The sequence below is a fragment of the Plantactinospora alkalitolerans genome, assembly GCF_015690345.1.
Taxonomy (GTDB): Bacteria; Actinomycetota; Actinomycetes; order Mycobacteriales; family Micromonosporaceae; genus Plantactinospora; species Plantactinospora alkalitolerans.
In genome coordinates, this window is record NZ_JADPUN010000232.1 from 1 (window position 1) to 21,909 (window position 21,909).

15 protein-coding genes are annotated in these 21,909 nt (G+C 72.7%); 5 read left to right on the top strand and 10 right to left on the bottom strand.

The genetic code is table 11. From position 1 onward, the window contains the following. The 9 genes from I0C86_RS26255 to I0C86_RS26295 all read right to left on the bottom strand — a co-directional run. Window positions 1-291 (bottom strand): hypothetical protein (locus I0C86_RS26255; RefSeq protein WP_230394818.1); only part of this gene is annotated, 291 nt, incomplete at its 3' end. Continuing rightward, a complete protein-coding gene (locus I0C86_RS26260; protein ID WP_196203957.1) occupies window positions 288-4,043 on the bottom strand; it encodes a DUF5682 family protein in 3,756 nt (1,251 codons plus the stop codon). The genes I0C86_RS26260 and I0C86_RS26255, both read right to left, overlap by 4 nt. Then, window positions 4,040-5,215 carry an ATP-binding protein gene (locus tag I0C86_RS26265; RefSeq protein WP_196203977.1) on the bottom strand — a complete coding sequence of 392 codons (1,176 nt, stop codon included), beginning with the start codon at window positions 5,213-5,215 and terminating at the stop codon, window positions 4,040-4,042. The genes I0C86_RS26260 and I0C86_RS26265 overlap by 4 nt, the downstream gene beginning before the upstream one ends. A 59-nt stretch (window positions 5,216-5,274) precedes the next feature. Further along, window positions 5,275-10,185, bottom strand: a complete 4,911-nt coding sequence (locus I0C86_RS26270) for a DNA-binding protein (RefSeq protein ID WP_196203958.1) — start codon at window positions 10,183-10,185, stop codon at window positions 5,275-5,277. After that, window positions 10,182-11,048: a DUF4132 domain-containing protein gene (locus I0C86_RS26275; protein ID WP_196203959.1), complete on the bottom strand. Its 867-nt coding sequence runs from the start codon at window positions 11,046-11,048 to the stop codon at window positions 10,182-10,184. Before I0C86_RS26275 ends, I0C86_RS26270 begins: the two co-directional genes overlap by 4 nt. 251 nt (window positions 11,049-11,299) lie before the next feature. Then, window positions 11,300-12,550, bottom strand: coding sequence for an MFS transporter (locus I0C86_RS26280; protein ID WP_196203978.1), 1,251 nt, complete (start codon window positions 12,548-12,550; stop codon window positions 11,300-11,302). Continuing rightward, window positions 12,547-13,173 (bottom strand): isochorismatase family protein, encoded by a 627-nt coding sequence (locus tag I0C86_RS26285; RefSeq protein WP_196203960.1) that lies wholly within the window; start codon window positions 13,171-13,173, stop codon window positions 12,547-12,549. The genes I0C86_RS26280 and I0C86_RS26285 overlap by 4 nt, the downstream gene beginning before the upstream one ends. 71 nt (window positions 13,174-13,244) lie before the next feature. Further along, window positions 13,245-14,528, bottom strand: coding sequence for a nicotinate phosphoribosyltransferase (locus I0C86_RS26290; RefSeq protein ID WP_196203961.1), 1,284 nt, complete (start codon window positions 14,526-14,528; stop codon window positions 13,245-13,247). A 40-nt stretch (window positions 14,529-14,568) separates the two neighbouring features. Further along, entirely contained in the window at window positions 14,569-17,247 is a 2,679-nt protein-coding gene (locus I0C86_RS26295; protein ID WP_196203962.1) for a LuxR C-terminal-related transcriptional regulator, read from the bottom strand. A 195-nt stretch (window positions 17,248-17,442) separates the two neighbouring features. Between I0C86_RS26295 and I0C86_RS26300 the strand changes: the two genes are divergently transcribed. From I0C86_RS26300 to I0C86_RS26310, 3 genes are all read left to right on the top strand, one after another. Next, window positions 17,443-18,909 (top strand): hypothetical protein, encoded by a 1,467-nt coding sequence (locus tag I0C86_RS26300; RefSeq protein ID WP_196203963.1) that lies wholly within the window; start codon window positions 17,443-17,445, stop codon window positions 18,907-18,909. Window positions 18,910-19,022: 113 nt separating this feature from the next. After that, window positions 19,023-19,313 (top strand): ATP-dependent Clp protease adapter ClpS, encoded by a 291-nt coding sequence (gene clpS / locus I0C86_RS26305; protein ID WP_196203964.1) that lies wholly within the window; start codon window positions 19,023-19,025, stop codon window positions 19,311-19,313. Then, window positions 19,289-19,810 (top strand): DUF2017 domain-containing protein, encoded by a 522-nt coding sequence (locus I0C86_RS26310; protein ID WP_196203965.1) that lies wholly within the window; start codon window positions 19,289-19,291, stop codon window positions 19,808-19,810. Before clpS ends, I0C86_RS26310 begins: the two co-directional genes overlap by 25 nt. A 71-nt stretch (window positions 19,811-19,881) precedes the next feature. Here I0C86_RS26310 and I0C86_RS26315 read toward each other — a convergent pair whose 3' ends face one another. Next, window positions 19,882-20,742 carry an aldo/keto reductase gene (locus I0C86_RS26315; RefSeq protein ID WP_196203966.1) on the bottom strand — a complete coding sequence of 287 codons (861 nt, stop codon included), beginning with the start codon at window positions 20,740-20,742 and terminating at the stop codon, window positions 19,882-19,884. Between the two features lie 215 nt (window positions 20,743-20,957). On the opposite strand from I0C86_RS26315, the gene I0C86_RS26320 reads away from it, so the two are divergent. Together I0C86_RS26320 and I0C86_RS26325 are read left to right on the top strand one after the other, a co-directional pair. Then, entirely contained in the window at window positions 20,958-21,446 is a 489-nt protein-coding gene (locus I0C86_RS26320) for a Mov34/MPN/PAD-1 family protein (protein ID WP_196203967.1), read from the top strand. A 69-nt stretch (window positions 21,447-21,515) separates the two neighbouring features. Then, the gene (locus tag I0C86_RS26325) at window positions 21,516-21,908 is read left to right on the top strand and encodes a MoaD/ThiS family protein (RefSeq protein WP_196203968.1); all 393 of its coding nucleotides are present in this window, start codon (window positions 21,516-21,518) and stop codon (window positions 21,906-21,908) included. The last annotated feature ends 1 nt before the right edge of the window (window position 21,909 follow it).

Consider the following 21,909-nt stretch of genomic DNA (forward strand, 5'->3'; position numbering starts at 1 on the left):
GTGCAGACAGCGGGGCGCCAGTAGACAGCCACACCGCACCTGACCGGCATCGGTGATCACGCCGGACGGACCGGGTGTGAGGGTGACCGTCGCGTCCGGACCGCACTCGATCCGGAGTCCGTCCGGCCCGGCGCTGCGCGGGGCCGCGCCGACCCGTTCGATCGTCGCATCGAGCCTCCTGGCCAGCCGGGAGGTGAGATCCGCAGTGACAGCGGCGACGACCTGCGGCGCCACCGACGGCAGCGCGTCATCGATGGAGTCCGGCGGGTCGGTTGGCAGCGGATGCGTCACCGAGGTCCTCCACGTAGCCGGTCGCCCACCCAGCGGGCGAGTTCGAGCGGACTGAGCGCGGCGATCGGCATTCCGGCCGCGACGAGTTGCTGTGCGATCGACACCGAGTAGCGCGGGACGCCACCGTCGTCCAGCGCGGCGCAGCCGAGCAGGTGGACACCGGAGTTCGCCAGCGCCCGTACCTCGCCGAGCAGTCCGGCGAGCGGGTAGCCCTCCTCGAAGTCGCTGACCACCACGACGATTGTCCGGCTCGGCACGGTCACCAGGGACCGGGCGTGGGCGAGGCCGGCGGCGATGTGTGTTCCGCCGCCGACCCGTACCTCCAGCAGCAGGGAGAGGGGATCACTCACCCGATCGGTCAGGTCGATCACGCTCGTCGAGAAGGCGAGAAAGTGCGTGGACAGCGTGGGCACTCCGCCCAGCACGGCGGCGGTCAGGGCCGACCACACCACCGATGCCTCCATCGACCCGGATACGTCGACCACGAGGACCAGTCGCCAGTCGGCCTCGCGCCGGACGAGGGTGTGGAACACCGGGCGTTCCGGCAGCACCACCGTCCGGCCGTCCGCGAGCCGCCGGGTGTGCGCCAGATTGGCTCGCAGGGTACGGGCGAGATCCAGCCGGCCACCGGGCCTGCGGGTCGGCCGAGGTGTGGTCAGCCCGGACAGCGCGGGCCGAAGTTGACTGGCGAGTTCCCGGGCGAGGTCGTCGACGAGGCGCCGGACGAGCGGCCGCAACCGGGCCAGCCGCTGTTCGGGCAGGCCACCGGCGAGCGAGAGGACCGAGGTCAGCAACTGCACAGAGGGGCGTACGAGGTCCGGGTCGAGTTCGGTCAGGACATCGCTCCGACCGTTCTCGGCCGCCCGGGCGAGCACCTCCTCCCGGACGCCCGCGCCGAACAGGACCTCCAGTTCGTCCGCCCACTCCCTCGCCGTCGGGAAGGACGTGCCCTGGCCCGCGCCGCCGGAGGAGGAGCCCTGACCAACGTCGGCGGCTCCTTCGCCCCGGCCCGTTCCGTACAACTCGTCGAGGGCGCGCGCGTGCCGCCGGACCTCGTCCGGTAGCCGTTCGGCTTCCCGACCGAGGAGCAGGCGCCAGCGGTCGGCCGGACCCAGCCGTACCTCCGGCAGGTGATCCGTGGCGGCGACGGTGCCGACCGCCTGGGCATCCCCGGTGGCGGTGGCGGCGGCTGGTCCCGTGGCGGTGGCGGTGGCGGCGGCTGATCCGGCGGCGGCTGGCCCGGCGGCGGCAGATCCGGCGACGGCTGATCCGGTGGCGGCTGGCCCGGCGACGGCTGATTTGACGGCGGCTGGTCCCGTGGTGACCGGCCGCACGTCGGGCAACCCGGGCAACCCAGGCAACTCGGGCAGTGGAATGCCAAGGGCACGGAGCACGGCGTGCCCGGCGGCGTCCGCCGCGCTCCAGCGGGCCAGCACGGCGGGCGGAGCGGAGAGGGTGAGGTCGATCCGATCGCCGAGGCGCCCGGTCACGGTGCCCAGCAGCTGTTCCCGAGCCACCGGCGTCAGCGTGTCGAAGCCGCCGCGCAACGCCGGTAACCGGTCCAGGAAATCCTGGTCGGTCAACCGCTCGACCCGGTCGAGCAGCGGATCGAGCGCGGCCGGCGCGGCCTGGAGCAGCGGCCCCGCGGCCGTCAGCAGGCCGCCCAGCAGGTGGAGCAGCCGGCGCCGCCCGGCCGGATCCGTACCGGCGTCGATCCAGCCGGCGGTCCGGACGCCCAGGGTTTCCGGGGTGTCGAGATCGATCAGTACCCGCGCCGCCAGCGCGGCCCCCTGCACCAGCGGCGACCCGGTACGGGCCAACTCGGCCAGGGTGTCGTCGAGGCGCAGCCCCAGCCGATGCTCGCCGGCCCGTACGGCGAGCGCGACCAGCGCGGCAGCCTCCTCCGGTCGATCACTGCCGGCAAGTCCGGGCAGTCCTCGAACCGCCGCGTCGAGCAGTACGGCGCCCAACTCGCCGGCCCGCTCCCGTCCGTCGGCGGTGGTACCCGGTACATGTTGCCGGCGCAGCGCCTCCACCAGGTCGAGCGCGGTGAGCAGTTCGGCGAGGGTGCCGGCGGCCGGTAGCACTTCGGCGGCCTGGCCGAGTCGGTCGTCGACCAGATCGGGCAGATCGCACCGGGCCGCGTCCTCCAGCCCGGTCAGGACCTCCGCGCAGGTGGATCCACCGTCGGCGGACTCCCGGTGGAATCGCGCTCGCAGCGTACCGGCCGTGGCGAGGCGCACCGTGACGCCACGTACGCCGACCAGGTCCAGCAGGGCCGGTACGGACGGTCTCCAGGAGACCCGCCACCGGGTGGTCAGCGCCGATCCGTCCCCGATTCCGGCCACCTCGACCGGTTCGCCGTAGTCGATTCCGCAGGTCCGCAGGCGGCGCAGCATGATTTCCCGACGACCGTCCAGGGCGGACCGGAGCGGATCGAGGCGCAGTTCCCGTGGCGCCGGCTCGGCGGGGTTCGGCAGCCGCAGCTCGACGAGTTCGGCCTCCACCGAGGGCCCGAGCCCGGACCGGGGGGTTCCCGGGGCCGGGCGGCCCCGCTCGGCGCCGATGAGGACCGTTTCCAGCGCGCGGGCCACCGCCCGGCCCCGGCCGAGCAGTTCGCCTTGACCGAGCACCGTGGTCACGGCCTCCAGCAACTCCCCCCGACCGGGTGCGGGCAGGCCACGCAGTCGGGCCAGGTCCTCGGCCACCCGAAGGGTCTCGGCGGCCTCACCGGTACCGGCGGGATGTCCCACCGCCCGGAGTGCCCGGCACACGTCGGTGACCGCCCGGGCGGCGGCGGTCCGGATCTGCTCCGGATCGCCGCCGGCCAGGAGGACCGCCTGCTGCCAACGCGGGTCGCGAATTCCGGCCTCGTAGCCGGAACGGGAGTCGAGCAGGTCGAAGGCGTAGGGGACGAGCGAGACGGTGACGCTTGCAGCCGCTTCGCTGGTCGGGGCGGTGCGGGTGGCCGTGTCCTCGGCTCCACCGGTCGGGGCGGTGCGGGTGGCCGTGTCCTCGGCTCCACCGGTCGGGGCGGTGCCGGTCGATCCGAGCAGGGCGACGGCGTGGAACGAGCCGACGACGGCGGCGACCCGGCGACCGCCGGCGGCGGCCCCGCCGAGCACCCGCCGCATGTGTTCCTCGCGAGCCAGGTCCCGGGCCGGTACACCGTGGGCGGTTGCCGCGTCCTGCCGCATCGCCCAGCCGACGCCGAGGGCGGCCCGCCGTACCGCCTCTGGGGAACAGCCCGGGGCCCGCACCTCGACCGCCCGGTCCCAGAGGTCGTCGTCGTCCCGGCCGGTACCGCTGGTGGCGAGCGCGGTGGCGAAGGCGGGCGTGGTGGCCGGACCTGTCGCGGTGACCACTTCCGAGGTGCCGGTCGACGACCAGCCCGGATCGGTGAGCGGAAGATCGCAGCAGACGACCTCGACGCCACGTTCCCGGGCCCACCGGATCGCGGCCAGTTCGGGGGAGAAGTCGGCGAACGGGTAGAAACCCAGTCGCCCGTCGTCGCGGGCTCCGGTCAGCGCGACCGGTGCCCGGGTCGCCGGGTCGGCCAGGTAGGGCAGCCAGGACTGGAAGTCGGTCGGCAGCTCGATGCAGAGGACGTCGGGCGCGGCGGTGTCGAGAAGTGCCGGCACCAGGGCCGCGAGCGCGGGACTGTGATGCCGTACCCCGATCAGATAGGGCTGGACCGATCCGGCGAGCGCCTCGATCGCCTTCCGCGGGTCCGGAGTCGCTGCGCAGGTCACCGCAGCGTCTCCCGCAGATCCCAGAGCCGGCGCCACATAGGTGCCCCCTGCTCGGCGCGTCGCCGTACCGGGCCGTCCCAGTAGCCGACGAGCCGGCCGTGGTCGGCCTGGTCGTCCTTGCGCACCACGCCGAGCAGGTGTCCGGGCAGCAGGTCGAGGACGTCCCCCGCCGGCAGGTAGGCCGAGCTCAGGCCGAGTGCGGCCGCCACCTGCACCGCTTCGGCGGTCGACATCACCGTGCCCGGTCGCTCCACGTCCCAACCCTCGGCCGACCGCCCGGACCGCAGGTCGCGGAACACCGTGACCAGGGCGTCGAGCACACTGTCGTCCACGGCGTACGCGGCGCCGGCCCGGGCGACGGCGGCGATGGCCTGCCGGCGGACCAACTCCATCTCGGTCACCGGATCGGCGATCGGTCCGACGGTTTCGAAGTTGAAACGGCGCTTGAGCGCGGCCGACATCTCCGACACACCCCGGTCGCGCAGGTTCGCGGTCGCGATCACGGTGAAACCCGGAGCCGCCGGCAGCACCCCCGCGTCGGTGTCGGCGAGTTCGGGCACGTTGACCCGCCGGTCGGACAGGATCGACACCAGCGCGTCCTGCACCTCCGGCAGGCAGCGGGTGACCTCCTCGATCCGGGCCACCCGACCGGTCCGCATGGCGGTGAGCACCGGGGACTCGACCAGTGCCTGCCGGGTCGGTCCCTGGGCCAGCAGCAGCGCGTAGTTCCAGCCGTACCGGAAGGCGTCCTCGGTGGTTCCGGCGGTGCCCTGCACGGTCAGCGCGCTGGTGCCGCAGACCGCCGCCGCCAGCAGTTCGGAGAGCATCGACTTGGCGGTTCCGGGTTCGCCGACCAGCAGCAGTCCGCGCTCGCCGGCCAGGGTGACCACGCACCGCTCCACCAGCACCCGTTCGCCGACGAACTTGGCCGGGATGACCAGGGTGGCCGGCAGTTCGCCGCCGTCCGGACCGGTACGCCGCTCCCTGGCCAGGGCGAGCGGTTCGCCGTCGCTGCCCTGGATGAACGTGACCACGGCACGTGGGGTCAGCAACCATCCGGGTGGCCGGGGGCCGTCGTCGTACGCGGCGAGGAAGGCCAGTTCGGCGGCGAACCTTCGCTCGGCCGGCAGGACCTGCCAGCCGTCCGACGCCCCGCCGGGGCCCTTCGCCAGGTCTGCCGTCGGGTCTGTCGTCCGGTCTGCCGCCGGGTCTGTCGTCTGTGCGCTCACGGTCACGGGTTCCTCGGTTTCCGGGTGCGGGGGGTCTGCAACTGTTCGAGCCGGGGGCCGCCGCCGTCCCTGATCCGCTGCCAGGCCCGCCGGTAGATCTCCGGCGCGGGTGCGAACGGCACGCCCAGCCCGAGCGGGACGTCGGGCTGACCCGGCACCGCGAACAGCGGAATCTTCCACTGCTCGATCGGCAGCCGTGGACTGCGCTGCTCCAGCCAGGCGCCGGGAAGGAACAGGGCGCGTCCCGCCCGGGACCGGCTGGCCTGGATCACCAGTTCGGTGCCGGCCAGTTCGGTGCGGCCGGACCGGAGCCGGGCGGGCTTCCACCCGGTCCACCGGGCCACGTTCCGGTCGGTCGGATCGGGCATCGCCAACAGCATCAGATACAGCGCGGCGGCGTCGGCGCTCAGCCCGTACTCGGCGACCACCTCGGCGACCAGGTCGGGAACCGATCGGCTCGGATCCTGCGGCCACCACGTACCGTCCGGGTCCCGGGTTCCGGCGGCCGGTTCGCCCGGGTCGGCCAGCAGCGCGGCGAACCACGGGTCCCGGGCGGTCCGCAGCGCCACCTCCATATCGGACATCCGCTGCGCGCCGCCGCGCAGCACCGGAAGGTACGGATCGTCGCCACTGTCGTCGAGCAGCGCCACCCGGATCGCCGGATGGGACCGGTCGCCGTGGGTGGCCAGGACGACGGCTCCGTACCGCTCCCAACCGTCGCCCGTCTGCGAGGGTGCCCCGGCGACCTTGCGGAACGCGTCGAGCCGGACGTACCAGTCGAAGGTGAGCATCAGTTCGGGGTTGGCCAGCCGGTCCCGTACCGCGACGAGTGCGGCGGGCAGCGCGGCCCGCACGGGATCACCGGCCGGGACCCGGTGGGCGACCCAGGCGGCGGTGCCGACGGCGCCGACCAGGGTCGCGGCGGTGAACCCGACGGCCGAGGCATCCCGCTGGACGAACTGGTTCTGCTTCAGCCCCCAGGCCAGGTCGTTGCGCAGTTCGGGGGACAGGTCGGGCTCCAGCAGCCCGGCCAACGCCCAGTCCACGCTCCAGGTCAGCCTCACCGACCGAAGTGCGTCGGCGAGAAGTTCCTCGGGGATCGTGGGCCGCCGCCCGACCCTGTCGTTCCAGACCTGCGCGGCGGCGGCGACGTCCGGTCCGTCCGTCCAGAGCCGGGTCGGGTCGTCGGGGACCAGCGCCGTGACGACCGCCCTCCGGACGTCCCCGTCGATCCCGGTGAGCTGCGACCGGGCGAGTGTGACCTCGGTCGGTTTGAGCCCGAGGGTCTCCCGGACCTCGGCCGGCATCGGCTCGGCGCTGTTGACCCGGAAGAGGCCGGCCAGCACCAGCCGGGCCGCCGCCCGGCTCACCCCGGTCCGTTCGGCGAACTCGTCGGCGGCGGCGGGCCGCCACGGCAGCGGGCCGCGCCGGGCCCACTCGGCCAGGAAGCCGGCCATCCAACCCGCCGGCCGGGCGTCGCCGACCGGCGTGGAGGCGAGCACCGTGTACGGGGCCGGCACGGCGAACTTCTCGGACGGATCGTGGTACAGCCCGCCGAGTTCAACTCCGGTGAACGTCGTCGCGACGTGGTCCAGTACGGCGATGAACCGGCCACCGGACAGCGGCAGCAGCGCACGATGCTGATGCGGTCGCCCGCCGCTTCCGGACGGCAGATTACGGTCGGGGAGGTGGAGGCGGATCCGTCGCCACCGGGTCGCCTCGGCGGCGGTGACCAGGCCGAGACCGTCCAGTTCGGTCAGCAGTGCACGGAGCACCTCCCGCTCCTGCGCCGGAGTCGTCGCGGCCACCGCCCGGTACGCGATCCCCGTACACCAGCCCAGCAGGGCCGGCAGATCCACGATGGAGTGCGACAGTTCCGGCCCTTCGAGGTGCAGCCCGACGCCGGGGTCGGCCTCGGACCGGTCCATGGCCCCCCGCATCGTCCGCAGCTGCCGGAAGGCGTGGTCGAGGTGCTCCTGCGCCCGCCAGTAGTACACGTCGGCGAAGCCGTTCAGGGCCGTACGGAGTGCGGCGTCGCTCGGCCCCGAGGGATTTTCCTCCGGTACCTCCTGCGCCAGTGCCGCCGCGAGCCGCTCCGCCAGCCCGCGCAGGGTGCTCTGGCTGGTCGCGGCGAACCACAGCACCTCGGCCACCCCGGCGACCAGCACGTCGTCGGTGATCTGCGGCAGCGTCGAGCGGATCAGCTCGGGGAGTTCCTTCGGCCTGTCGGCGCTCTTGAGCAGGGTCGCGACGGTGTCCCGGTCGATCCGGCGCAGCGCGGCGGAACCCTGCGGGTCACGCGGCCGGAGCTGGTGCAGGTGCCACTGGGGCGGAAGGAGAATACCCGCCCGGGTGCACCGGACCGGGGATCGGCTGATCGTCGGTCTGGTGATCACGATCCCGTCCGGGTCGGCCAGCCGCAAGTCCTCCAGCAGGATCCGCAGCCGGTCGTCACCGGGCAGCCGCAGCGCCCCCACCGGTACGCCCCGGTTCGTGGTGACCGTGCGACCGGCCAGATCCTGGCCCCGGTACGACCCGTCCGGCAGGCGTACCAGCCGCCAGCCGAGCAGCCCGTCCACGGGTACGCCCAGCGGGGTCGCCCGGTCCGACGGGGCCGGGCGCAGCCAGCTCCGCACGTCGCTGAGGGTGCTGCCGGCCGGGGCGGTACGCAGTGCGTCGGCCAGTTGGCCGGGCAGCCCCTGCCGGCCGTACTCCCCGGTGGTCGGGTCGTACTCGTACCACTGCGCGGCCTCGCCGCCGCGGGCGGGACGCCGTACCCAGTACGACGTTCCGTCGCTGATCACGTCCTGGTCGTCCGGGACCTCGGTGTCACCGACGTGCAGCACACCGGCGCCGGTGGTCCGCCCGCCTCCGGGCAGCGGCAGGCTGCTGACGTCGCGGCGGGGATGGTACTGGTTGTGGTCGCCCGCCATCGGTCGCACCTGATCCGGGGCCGAGTGCCAGTATCCCAACAGGCTGCCGTGGCGCTGGTTGGAGCGCCAGTAGACCAGGAGTTCGCCGTCGACGAAGTGGAAGCCCGGTTGCCCCCAGAGGTCGCCCTGCGGGATCCGCAGGTCGTGGGTGAGCACTGTGCCGTCGGCGTCGATCACCCGGGCCCGGGTGGGTCCGGCCACGATCAGGTACGGCCAGGCGTCCGCGAGGACGAGGACGGTGTGGCCGGCCGACGGATCGACCACGTCGCCGATCGCCTCGTCCCAGGCGGGCCAGCCCAGTTCCTCCAGGAGCCCGCCGCGCAGGCTCCGGAGCACCGCGTCGGTGAGATCGGTGCGGGCCGCCGTGGCAACCTCCTCCGGCGCCAACACCAGTGCCTCGGCGGGCAGCGAGGCGAGCAGCGTGCCCGCCTCGGCGAGTCGCGGCAGTCCACGGGCGCCGAGTGCGGCGGCCTGGTTCCGGACCCACCCGGTCAGCAGCGGCCGGCCACCCGGTGAGCCGGCCAGCCGGCGCATCGCCCGGTGGCCGGCCTCGTCGTCGCACCGGTCGAGCGCGCCGTGCAGGGCCTTCCGGAACCGGGCTTCGCCGGCCAGCGCCAGCAGGTCCCGCTGCCCCGCGCCGTCGGCCCACCCCGTGATCCGCACCAGGGCACCGGGGACGGTCACCGGCAGGTCGAGCGACAGCATCAGGTCGATGAGGTCGATGTCGTGGCTCGCGTCGATCGTCGTACCGTCCTCGGCGGCCAGTTCGGCGCGCAGCGCGTCGGCCATCCGCTCGACCAGCCCGTACAGCGCCGGTGACCGGCCGGGGTACTGGTATGCGCGGCGGTGCCGCACCTTGAGGAACCGTCGGAGCCAGCCCGCCGAGCCGTCGGTCGGCCGTTCGGCCACCGGCAGCCGGAGATCGACGAGCCCGTCGATCGCGCCGGTCGCGGTGAGAACCTCCAGCCAGGCGGGCAGCACCTCGCCGTCCGGGTCGTTCGGCGGCATCAGGTTGAGCAGGGCACCGCGTACGCTCCGGTCGGTCTCGGCCAGCGCGACGAGCGCCGGTAGGTACGCCTGCCACCAGCCGATCGCGGCCTGCGCGGTCGCCGGCAGGTCGAGCATCTCGATCAGGTACGCCCGCTCGAGCGCCTGCCCCGGGCGGACGCCCCCGTCGGCCCGGCTGTTCCCGCTCTTGTCTGCCGCGCGGACCAGCCGGCGCAGCGCGTTCGCGGTCTGCACCGACGGAACGATCCCGGCCGAAGTGGTCCGTACGCAGAGCCGGCAGAACCGCCGCAGTGCCTGGTCGGCGGGCAGTCGGTTGGCCAGTTCCTTGGCGTACCCGGCGAGTGCGGTGGCCGGTAGCGCCCCCGCCAGGGCGAATTCCAGGTACACCGAGTCGATCCGGTCCGGCTCGGTGCCCAACCCGTGCTCCGCCTCGGCTCTGCGGGCCCGACCGAACATCTGCCCCGCGTACCCCTTCTCCTCCAGGCCGAGGAAGACCCGCCCGGCCTGCTCGTAGAAGGTGGGCAGGAAGTGCGGCACCGACCGGGCCAACCGCTGGGCGAGAGCGTGGTATTCGTCCACTGCGGTCTTGGGCTTGGACCGTGCCTGTCGGGCGACACGCTTCAGCTCGGGCACGATCGCCAGCGCGTGGTGGCCGTCGTCCGGATGCCGGACCAGGACCCATTCCGGGAAGCCCAGCGACTGGCGTTGGCCGAGTCCGACCAGGACGGGGTCGGCGGCTCGTTCGAGGCCGAGGAAGGCCATGGCGGTGTCCTCCCCGTCGCCCAGCTCGGCCGGGACCAGTCGGACCACCGGCTGGTCGCCCAGGACCGGATGCCGATAGGTCCGGGCGGTCAGCGGTACGGCGTGTTCGCCAGCCCCGCCGGTTGCGGATGTGCCGGCTCCGCTGATGTCGAGTGGCAGCACCGCACCGGCCGACAGCAGGTCCTCGATCTCGGACGTCACGGCGGTCACACGCCCTTTCCCACACCGACCGGCCGGCCGCCGGAGAGGGTCGCGGCCATCCGGATCCCCTCCGACCAGGCCACCGGCCCGACTTCTGACAGCGGCAGCGGTCGGCCGTCGCCGAGCAGCCAGGACAGGTCACCCATGGTCAATTGGTTCTCCCAGTACTCTCCGTTGATCCATACCGATGCCTCGACGATCCGTCCGGCCTCGTAGATCCGGCAGCTGACGGTGGCGCTGGACGCCTGGTAGCCAAGGGCGCTGGCGCGGGCGGTCACGGCGGCCCGGGAAGCGAGCCGAGCCTCCCGGAAGTCCGACACCCGGGTCGCCGTCCCGTCCAGGTCCGAGGGCTTCGGCCAGGTGGCCCGGTGCAGTTGCTCGACCCGCTGGGACACCCCCAGTTCCGCGACGAACTCCCGCAGGTCCTCCAGTTCGGGCAGCAGTACGGGGTGCGGCAGGGTCACCGTCTGCGGCGACATTCGCAGCGTCTCGCCGTCGAGGTCGACCACCCGCAACTCGCCTGAATCGGTGACGTCCCGCAGCAGGCCCAGTTGTTCGAGATCGTCGCCCATGACGACGAGGTCGCGCAGGACGCCCTGCCAGGCGGGGTCGGGCCACACCCGGGCGAGCAGCCCGGTGGGGACCGGAAGGGAGGACACCATCCATGTCTCGACCCGGGCGACACAGTCGGCGCTGTGCCGGTCGAGCCACTCGGCAAGCTGACGCAACCGGTCCACCTCGGGATGGTCCCGCAACGCCTTCGGCAGCGTCTTCAGGGGACGACCGGTCCCCCGACGGGCGGCCGACCTGGCGACCACCTTGCCGTCCACCAGTGAGATCTCGTAGGAGTCACCCGCCGACAACCAACCCACTGATCCACCCTCCGCCATGCGTCATGTGTCCGGTTCCGGCCGTGCTCCGGCCGCCGTCGCTGAGAAGCACGCGGAACGCTAGTGCCCGGCACCGACAAGATCCCCGCCGGACCGGCACTGTCTATTGTGGAAGGCGTAGGTTCGCTGATCCGGCCGCTGCCGCCGCCGAAAACCCGTCCGTCGCCACCGGGCACGGACCCGCCGTTCAAGGCTCGGCGGCTGAGTCGTTCACGGTTCGGCGGCTGAGGCGTTCACCGCTCGGCGGCGGCGGTGGCCGGGGTGGGCGCGGGTGCGGCGGGTGCGGCGGTCGTCCTCCGGCGCCGGATCAGCCCGGCGACGAGGAAGGCCAGCCCGACCACCGCGCCGACCAGGCCGGTCGCCGCGAAGCCCCAGGCGGGCGCGGAGGCGTCGATCACCGCGCCGGCCAGTGGCGCACCGAGGGCCAGGCCGACCGTGATCGAGGAGTTCTGCAGGCCCATCGCCTCACCGCGCACGCTCGCCGGAACGAGTTGACTCACCGCGTTGGCGGTCGCCGCGAGGGACGGCGCACACAGCATCCCGGCCGGCAGCAGTGCGAGCGCGAGCGACCACCACTGCGTACCGCCGAAGCCGATCGGGATCGTGCAGAGCCCGAGCATCGTGACGATGAGCATCGGGGAGACCGATCGGGACACCATGCCGTACACGAAGCCGCCGACCAGCGAGCAGACGGCCCAGATCGCCAGGACCACACCGGTCCACTCGACCTGTTCCGCGGTCCGGAGCACGGCCACCACGGCGACGTCGGTGCCGCCGAGCACCAGCGTCGAGGCGGTACTGATGGCCAGTATTCCGAGCAGCCGGGGTGTCAGCCACTCCCGCCGGGACACCGCCCGCGCCGTGCCCACCGGTTCGTGGTCGGCCCGGATCGGCGGATTGAGCCAGAACAACGCCATGCCGGCCAGCGCGACGCCGCCGCTGACCACGAGCAGGCTCGCCTTCGGCGACACGCTGGTGGCCAGCAGGACCGCGAGGGCGGGGCCGACCATGAACGACAGCTCCACGGCCATCGAGTCCAGCGCGTACGCCGGACGCCGTTTCTCCGGTGGCACGAGCGCGGCAACCGACTGCCGGGCCACCCCGAACACCGGCAGGCACAGCAGCCCGCCCAGCAGCGCCCCGCCGAGCAGCACCGGGTACGGCATGGTCGGCGCGGTGAACCAGAAGACGGCCTCGGCGACGGTGGTCAGCGCGAGCACGGGTCGCAGGCCACGGCGGTCGACCTGCCGGCCCAGCAACGGTGCACCGACGGCGGCGCCGATCGTCATCGCGGCGCCGGCCAGTCCGGCGGCGCCGTACCCGTGCTTAAGATCGAGCACGACGTACATCGTCAACGCGATGATCGTCATCGTCTTGGGGACCCGAGCCAGCAGGGTGACCAGCATCAGGGAGCGTACGCCGGGCAGTGCGAGAGCTTCCCGGTAAGGGGTGAGATTCATCAGGAGCCGTACCTCCCCGGCTATCCTGCCAGGTCGGTACTTTCCGCGCGCCAGCGAATTAGTCCTGCGGGGCTGCCGAGCAGCGGTGCGCCGTGCAGTGTGACCCCGGCCTCGCGCAGCGCGGTCAGGGCCGCTCCGGTGGTCAGGTTGTTGACTCCGGCGGTCAGGTCGAGCAGCACGCTGGTGGCGAAACCCTCCCGGGCGGCGTCCGAGGCGGTGGCCCGTACGCAGTGGTCGGTGGCGATGCCGACCACCTCGACGGTCTCCACCGAGTGTCGGCGCAGCCAGTCTGTCAGTCCTTCACCGTCCTCGGCGGCGCCCTCGAACCCGGAGTACGCCGCCGCCCACTCGCCCTTGTGGAACACCGCCTCGACCCGTTCGGTGGCCAGGTCGGGATGGAACTGCGCACCGTCGGTGCCGACGACGCAGTGCCGGGGCCAGGAGTCCACGAAGTCCGGCGGATCGCCGAAGTGGGCGCCGGGGTCGACGTGGTGGTCCCTGGTCGCCACCACGTGGTCCCAGCGGTCCGGTTCGCTGGCGAGCAGTCGGGAGATCCCGGCGGCCACTGCCGCACCCCCGGCCACGGCGAGGGAGCCGCCCTCGCAGAAGTCGTTCTGTACGTCGACGATTATCAGTGCTCGGCTCATCTGTCGCACCTCTCCTTGACTGTTAAGAAGGGGCCCTTTCTATGCAGAAAGCGATAAGAAGGGGCCCTTCCTTATGCCCCCACGACGGTTACCGGGAGGGTGGGGTCGCCGGCTGACAGCTTGAGCCCCTCCCAGGGGATCGAGATCAGGCACTGTCGTAGGTGTTCGCGGGACTCGGTGAGAGTGGGTAGTCGCACCGGTTTGCCGGCGGAGACGTACGGGCGCTGGAGCGGGCGATCGTTGGGCTGGGGGTCGGGGGTGCCCTGGGAGACGATGATCTCCTCGGTGGCGGTGCCGCTGGGTTTGTGGCGGCGGACGGCTGTCTTGCGTCCGCCGACGGTGGCCTTGCGCTCCGAGCGCTTGACCACGGAGCGGCCCTCCACCTCGACGAGTTTGTAGACGAGTCCGGCGGTCGGCGCGCCGGAACCGGTCACCACGGCGGTACCGGCGCCGTACATGTCGACCGGCTCGGCGGCGAGCGCGGCAATGGCGTACTCGTCGAGGTCGCCGGAGACGATGATCTTCGTCTCGGTGGCGCCGAGCGAGTCGAGCAGCTCCCGCGAGTGCTGGGCCAGCACCGCCAGGTCGCCGGAGTCGATCCGGACCGCCCGCAGTTCCGGACCGGCGACCGCGATCGCGTTGCGGATTCCCTGGGCGATGTCGTACGTGTCGACCAACAGCGTGGTGCTCCGGCCCTGCGCGGCGACCTGGCTGGCGAACGCGGCCGGCTCGTCGTCGTGCAGCAGCGTGAAGGCGTGCGCGGCGGTGCCGGCGGTCGGTATGCCGTAGCGCGCCCCGGCGGCCAGGTTGGAGGTGAAGCCGAACCCGGCCAGGTAGGAGGCCCGGGCCGCGGCGACCGCCGCTTCCTCGTGCGCCCGGCGGGAGCCCATCTCGATCAGGGTACGGCCCCGGGCGGCGGTCACCATCCGGGCCGCCGCCGCCGCGATCGCCGAGTCGTGGTTGAGCACGGAGAGCGTCAGGGTCTCCAGCAGGACGCACTCGGCGAAGGTGCCGGTGACGGTCAGGATCGGGGAGCCGGGAAAGTACAGCTCACCCTCGGCGTAGCCGTCGATGTCGCCGCTGAACCGGTACGTCGACAGCCAGGTCGCGGTCGCCTCGTCGACCACCCCGGTGTCCCGGAGGAAGGCCACCTCGGTCTCGTCGAACCGGAGGTCCTGGAGCAGTTCGACGAGTCGGGTCGTGCCGGCGACCACCCCGTACCGCCGGCCGGCCGGCAGGCGTCGGGTGAAGACCTCGAAGACACAGGTCCGGTCGGCGGTGCCGTCCCGCAGGGCGGCGCTGATCATCGTCAGCTCGTAGTGGTCGGTCAGGAGCGCGGGGCGCGAACTGTGCACCAGGTCAGCCTAGGCGGCCGGCTGCGGTCGCTGTCGCCGGTCACCGATCGGGATCATTCTCCTGCTCCGGCATCGCCCGCAGGGCCGGCCACAGCTCGCCGCGTCCGGTCACCCCGAGTTTGTTGTAGACCCGCTGGAGATGGTTCTCCACGGTGCGGGTGGAGATGTAGAGCTGTTCGGCGATGTTGCGGCTGGCCAGTCCTCGGGCGGCCAGCCGGGCGATCTGCCGTTCCCGTTCGGTCAGCGCCGGCTGGCGGGTCGAGAGCGCGGGCGTACGGAGCACGTCGCATCGGCGAAGCAGCCCGGCGAGCCGGAGATTCGCCTCGTGTGACCGGGTCGACCGGGCCGCCCGGAGCCGGGCCACCGCCCGGCTGGTCGCCTCGGCGGCGAATACGTTGAGATCGAGCTCGCTGAAGGCGTCGGCGACGGCGAGCAACTGGTCGCCGGAGTGGCCGTACTCGGCGCGGGCGTGCCGGGCCATCAGCGCCGGCAGAGGACCGTCGACGGTCTCGCTCAACTCGGTGAGTCGCTGCGCCACGGACTGTCGGCGACCCGTGACGGTCGGCTCGCCGATCTCGATGTCGGCGCGGCCGAGCCGGACGAGGTCGTGCAGGGCCAGCACCTCGTGGCCGGCGAAGCCGTCGGACTGGAGCAGGCCGACGAGTCCGCGGAGTCCGGCGACGGCCGCCGGAAGGTCGCCGGCGGCGGCGAGCACGGTGGCCCGAGCCTGTTCGAGCCAGGGATAGAGGATGGCCATCCCGGACGTGTGCGACCGGTCGGACTCCGCCATCGCCTCGATCGCGGACTCCACGTCACCGCGCATCGCTGCGGCCTGGGCCCGTTCGGCATGGGCCAGGCCGGCGAAGACCTTGCTGGTGGCGAGCACCGCGCAGGCGCCGAGGCTGGTCCGGAGCGCCTCGCCGGTCTGGCCGCGCAACCGGGCCGCCTGGGCCCGCAGGATGGACAGGTAGCCGGACCCGATCCGGAAGTCGCCCGCGTCGGCCAGGTCGGCGAACTCGGCCGCGACGATCGCGTCGATCCCGGCCAGGTCGCCGGCCAGGGCCAGCCCGGTGCCCCGGGCCAGCTCCAACGCGAGTTGCAGGTAGGGCATCTCGACCCGCCACTGCGCCGCCTCGGCCGCGACCCCGTCGACGGCCCGGCCGCTGAGCACCAGTTCGCCCCGGGCCGCCTGTAGATGCGCGATGGTGCAGCGGGCCAGGCCGCGCGCGGCCACCGTGGCGGCGGGCCGGTCCAGGACGGATCGGCTCAGCCGCAGCGCCTCGGCACATTCGAGCCGGTGCAACCGCATGATCGCCTCGAAGGCGACCACCCGGGCCCGGTCGGCCGGATCGGTCAACCGCTCGGCGTCGGCGGCGATCTCGGCCACCGTGGACTCCTGGTTGAGACCCCAGTAGGAGACCATGCCGCGTACGGTCAGCCACCGGCTGCGTCGCTCGTCCGAGGTGATCTGGTCGGCCACCGAGTCCAGTACCTCGATCGCCTCGGCGGCCCGGTCGCCGAACATCAGGATGGTGGCCAGCAGCTCGGCGGCCTGGTAGCCGCCACCGGCGTCCAGCGCGGCCCGGGCCAGCCGGGCGGCGAGTGGCACGTCGAACTGGCTGAACGCCTGGCCGCCCGCGTTCAACAGCAGCGCCGGGTCCAGGGCGGTGCCCGAGTCGAGTCGCCACACCGCCACCCGCAGCAGGTCGTCGCGGCGCCGGGTGCCGACCCGCTCCACCAGGTCGGCGAGCCGGGCGTTGAGCCGGCGGGCGCGGGTGACCGGGCAGCGTCGCCGGACGACCTCGCCGTAGAGCGGGTGCGCGAGCCGGACGTCGGAGCGGCGGTCGTGCGTGACGACCCGGATCAGGCCCCGTTCCTCGGCGGCCTCCACACTGGAGTTGTCGGTCGCCCGGTTCAGCAGGGTCAGGCCGATCGGCTCGCCCATCGCCACCAGCTCGACCACCGCGCGGACGCCCTGGTCGAGCTGGCCGATCCGGGCGTCGATCAGGTCGTCGAGGCTGCGCGGCAACTGCGTCCGGCCGGTCCACCGCCACACGCCGTACGTCCGGGTCAGCTCCTCGCTGCTGTGTGCCGCGATGACGAGTTCCCGGAGCATCAGCGCGTTGCCGGCCGACAGCCGGTGCAGCCGGTCCGCCGAGGGCGCGTCGACCGGATCGCCCAGCATCGCGGTGAGCAGGTCGGTGGTGTCGTCCGGGCCGAGCGGCGCCAGCTCGGCATGGTCCACCAGGTCGTCCGTCCACAGCGCGCGGATCGGCAGCGGCACCGGCTCGCCGCTGCGCAGCGTGCCGAGCACCGTCGCGTTGTCGGAGCGGGCGATCAGGTAGACCAGGGCGGCCGAGGACGGGTCGAGCAGGTGGGCGTCGTCGATGCCGATCACGATCCGCCGGCCCGCCGCCTGCTGGTGCAGTGCGTCGACGGCCCAACGCATGATCCCGGCGGGGGAGAGCCCGGCCGGCTGGTCGGCGGGCAGTACCTGGGCGAGGCCACCGAACGGGATCCCGGCGCTGGCGATGTTCGCCGACGCGGACCAGACCGCGCAGCCGAGCTCCGGCAGGTACTCCAGGCACTGCCAGAGCAGCCGGCTCTTGCCGACTCCGGCCATTCCGCTGAAGAACAGGCCCCGGATGTCCGGGCTGGTGGCGGCATTCACCAACCGGTTGAGTTCATCCGTCCGGCCAACGAAACTCCACCGCCCCATCGGGGCAGCATATAGACCGCGTGCCTTTGGCGCGCGCCAGGTGACTGAGTGAATTTGAGTAGCCCGCCGAGCATCCATGAGTATCGCTGGTGGTCGTAGCGTACGAGCATCGACACGTAGCGTTCCGGCAGTCGGGCGATTCGCCCCGGCCGTACCGGTCGGAGCCGTCTCGCCTCGCGTGGGAGGTGGAGACCCTTGAAGAAGTCCCGGTCGCTCCCTGTCGTCGCGGCACCGGGGTCGTCCGGTGCGCCACCCTCCCGACGCGGGGTGGTCCGGGAACAGGCGCTGGTCGAGTCCCCGCCACACGAGCCGCTCGCCGTGATCGCCGTCGGACCGGCCGGTGGCGACCGACGGGCCGTACTCGCGGGGTTGCTCGGCGGGACGGCGCCGCCGCTCCGGGCGCCCGTGGACAGCTTCATGGTGATCGACTATGCGCAGGCCGTCACCGGCGCCGCCTACGTACCCGGATTGCGCAGCGCCCGGGAGTACCGGACCGATCCGATCGGCGCCGGCCCGGCGCTGGGCCGACCGCCCCGCCGGATCGAACTGACCGTGCCGGACCCGCTGTTGCGGCACTTCACCCTGGTCGACGCGCCGGACACCCGGCGCCTGGGCATGGCCGGCATCCGGGTGGTCCGCGACGCGGTCCGGCGGGGCGGTGCGCTGCTCTTCGTCCTTCCCGACGACGAGCCGGTCACGACCACCGAGCTGGATCTGCTCACCGAGGTCGCCGGTGAGGCCGCCGTCTTCCCGGTCGGCACCCCCGGCACGGACGGCACCTGGTCACCTGTGGAGCCCGGGCCACGCCGGGCCGCGCTGGTCGCCGCGGTGCCGGCGCTCGCCGGCGTGCGGTGGATCGACCTCGATCCCGCCGCGGCCGACACCGCCTACCTGCGGCGGGCACTGGTGGACTGGGCCAGCGCCGAGGGACTGCGCCGGGCGAGTCTGAGCCCGCCGATCGTGCCGGGCGCCACCCGTACCGTCCGGGTCGCCGCCGACGCGGAGACGTCCGGCTGGGCGGACCGGTTGGACCGGCAGGTCCGTACCTGCGCCCACCGGCTCCGTCGGGAGATCGCGCTGGAGACGGCCAACGTCCACCTGCGGGGCGTCCAGGAGATCGTCTCCGGGTCCGGCGCCGCCGGACTGCCCCACTTTCTCGACCGGGAGGTCGAGGCGCTGTCGCTGGAGGTGGTCGCCGCCTGCGACGCGGGCGTGGACCGCATCCTCGGCGAGACCCTCACCGTGGTCTTCGGCGAGGTGCCGGACGAGGGCGTACGGCTGCGGGTGGCGGCCGCGGTCGGCTGGGGTCTCGCCGCCGACCCCGCCGCCCAGGATCTCGACCGGGTGCTGCTGCTCCGGGAGAGCGGCACCGTGGAGGCGATACCCGGGCTCGGCGCGGTGGCGGGGCTCGCGGCCTACCCCGGCGGCACCGGCGGGGCCATCCTGCCGCCGCTCGGGGTCGGCCTCTCCGGCGGCTGCTACCAGTACTGGCGCAACCCGGCCCGGTCGGACCCGATCCGCGCCCGGTCGTGGCTGCGCCGGTCCCTGCGCGAGATCGAGCTGGAGCTGTCCCGCGAGGTGTCCCGGCGGTTCGAGGCGGTCGGCCGCTCGCTGACCAGTGTGCTGACGGAGGCGGTCCGGCATGGCCGCCTGCTCGCCTGACCAGCGCCGTACCTGGCCGACCACCAGTGCATCCACTCGTCCAGGGGCCCAGTTCGACGGCCGTCGGCGTTCCGGTTCCTCGGTTCGCCGCCGACGGTGGCACGATGGGGGGCATGGCGGCTCCACAGGTTGCACCGGTCGAAGCGCCGGACACCCAAGAGGTGCCGGTCGCCGACCGGGCATGGGTGACGATCGTGTGGGACGACCCCGTCAACCTGATGTCCTACGTGACCTGGGTGTTCCAGAAACTCTTCGGCTACAGCCACGAGAAGGCCGAGAAGCTGATGCTCGACGTGCACAACAAGGGGAAGGCCGTGGTCTCCAGCGGCGCTCGGGAGCGGATGGAGCACGACGCGTCCCAACTGCACGCGTACGGGTTGTGGGCGACGGTGGACCGGGCGTGAGTACGTTCCGCCGACAGGGCGATCACTGCGTCGCGACGTTCGCCGCCGACGAGGTACGGGTGCTCCGCAAGGTCGCCTCGGAGGTGGTGGGACTGCTCACCGACGGCTTCGACCACACCGATCCGGTCGTCGGGCGGCTCTTCCCGGACACCTATCCGGAGAATCCGGGCGACTCCGCGGAGCTGCGGCAGTACACCGAGGGCGACCTGAAGACGGGGAAGATCGACCAGGCGGGGGCGGTGCTGGCGGCGCTGCCACCGGTCACCGGCGGGGAGGTACGCCTCGACGGGGAGGCCGCCGAGGCGTGGTTACGCGCCCTCAACGACGCCCGCCTCGCCATGGGCGTACGACTCGACATCTCCGCCGACACCGATCTCGGCGACGAGCTGGACGACGCGGTCCTGCACGACCCGACCTCGACCCGGGTGTTCCAGCTCTCCGTCTACGCGTACCTCGGCTACCTCCAGGAGTCGCTGCTCACCGCCCTGATCGACTGAAAGGAAGGGCCCCTTCTTATCGTTTTCTGCATAAGAAGGGGCCCTTCCTAACACCTCAGACGCGGGACATCTCAGATGCGGTCGAGGGCGGCGAGTTCCGCCTCGTCGAGGGTGAGTTCGGCGGCGGCGGCGGAGTCGCGGATGGTCTCCGGGCGGCTCGCCCCGGGGATCGGGATCACCACCGGGGACCGGGCCAGCATCCAGGCCAGGCAGACCTGCTGCGGGCTGATCCCGCGTCCGGCGGCGACCTCGGCGAACGGGGCGAACCGGCTGCCCAGCTCGCCGGCCCGGGAGATCCCGCCGAGCGGGGACCAGGGCAGGAAGGCCAGTCCCAGCTCGTCGCAGAGTTGCAGTTCCGGCTCCGAGCTGCGGAACGCGGGGGAGTACTGGTTCTGCACCGACACCAGCCGGTCACCGAGGATCTCCCGGGCCTGCCGGATGTGCTCCGGGTTCGCGTTCGAGATCCCGGCCATCCGGACCTTGCCGGCGTCGACCAGGTCCCGGACCGCTCCGATCGAGTCGGCGTACGGGACCGTGGGGTCGGGGCGGTGGTGCTGGTAGAGCCCGATCGCCTCCACGCCGAGCCGCTTCAGGGAAGCCTCGCAGGCGCTCCGGAGGTATTCCGGCGAGCTGTTCAGGGTCCAGCTTCCGTCGCCGGGGCGCAGGTGGCCGCCCTTGGTGGCGACGAGTACCCCGGAGGTGTCCCCGCCGTAGCTGGCCAGGGCGCGCGCGATCAGCGACTCGTTGTGCCCGACCTCGTCGGCGTGCAGGTGGTAGGCGTCGGCCGTGTCGATCAGGGTGACGCCGGCGTCCAGCGCGGCGTGGATGGTACGCACCGACCGCTCCTCGTCCGGGCGTCCCTCGATCGACATCGGCATCCCACCGAGCCCGATCGCGCTCACCTCGGTGGTACCGATGCGGCGTTGGTTCATCGCGCAGCCTCCTTCAGTCGGGCACCGGTCGGCAGTGTTCTTTCCCACTCGGTGCCCGTGCACCCGGCGTCGCTGGCGTGGGTGCGGTGGATATCGACCTCCCATTTCTGTCACAGGCCGGGGCCGATCGCCGGATCGGGCCGCGTGAGGTCGGCCACTCTCGTCGGCCGAGGTCGACCACTCCGGGCCGTCGGGACAGGCGGTAGGCTGGGGTCGTGCTGAGCATCGACCGGTCGATAGTCGAGGCGATCGTCGCGCACGCCCGCCGGGACCACCCGGACGAGGCGTGTGGCGTGGTCGCCGGCCCGGCCGGCGCCGACACCCCCACTCGACACATCCCGATGGTGAACGCCGCCCGATCCATGACGTTCTACGAGTTCGACTCGATGGAGCAGTTGCGGGTGTGGCGGGAGATGGACGACCGCGACGAGGAACCGGCGGTCATCTACCACTCGCACACCGCGACCGAGGCGTACCCGTCCCGTACCGACGTCTCCTTCGCCGGGGAGCCGGGCGCGCACTATCTGCTCGTCTCGACCCGCGATCCCGACACGGAGGAGATCCGGTCGTTCCGGATCGTCGACGGGGTGGTGACCGAGGAGCCGATCCGGATCGTCGACGCCACGGTGGACCCGAACGCGGTCCAGTCGTACATGTTCGGGCAGAGCCCGGCGACGGTCGACTACGAGTGTTCCGGCAGCTGACCTCACCCAGCTCAGCAGCCTGTCCGTAGTCCTTTTCCGCACTCCGTCGTCTCAAGGAGCACAACAGTCATGGCCATCGAAGTTCGCATCCCCACCATCCTGCGTAGCTACACCGGCGGCGCCAAGGTCGTCGAGGGCACCGGCGACTCGCTGAACGATCTCCTGTCCGACCTGGACGGCAAGTACTCCGGCCTGCGCGGCCGGCTGATCACCGACCAGGGTGCGCTGCACCGCTTCGTCAACGTCTACGTCAACGACGAGGATGTCCGGTTCCTGGGCGCCCTGGACGCGAAGCTCTCCGACGGGGACACCGTGACCATCCTGCCGGCGGTGGCCGGCGGCGCGTTCGGCTTCGCCGCCGCTGCGGCGATCATCGGGCACGGCGCCGCCGCTGCGGCGATCATCGGGCACGGCGCGGCGGTGGCTGCGAGCCCCGCAGACCGCGCGTCCGCCGCTCGCTGAG

What these genes read in the sequence shown, in the direction of transcription:
- I0C86_RS26315 (WP_196203966.1), bottom strand. Translation starts at nt 20,742, where the DNA reads ATGAACCAACGCCGCATCGGTACCACCGAGGTGAGCGCGATCGGGCTC.
- I0C86_RS26325 (WP_196203968.1), top strand. Translation starts at nt 21,516, where the DNA reads ATGGCCATCGAAGTTCGCATCCCCACCATCCTGCGTAGCTACACCGGC.
- clpS (WP_196203964.1), top strand. Translation starts at nt 19,023, where the DNA reads ATGGCGGCTCCACAGGTTGCACCGGTCGAAGCGCCGGACACCCAAGAG.
- I0C86_RS26295 (WP_196203962.1), bottom strand. Translation starts at nt 17,247, where the DNA reads ATGGGGCGGTGGAGTTTCGTTGGCCGGACGGATGAACTCAACCGGTTG.
- I0C86_RS26285 (WP_196203960.1), bottom strand. Translation starts at nt 13,173, where the DNA reads ATGAGCCGAGCACTGATAATCGTCGACGTACAGAACGACTTCTGCGAG.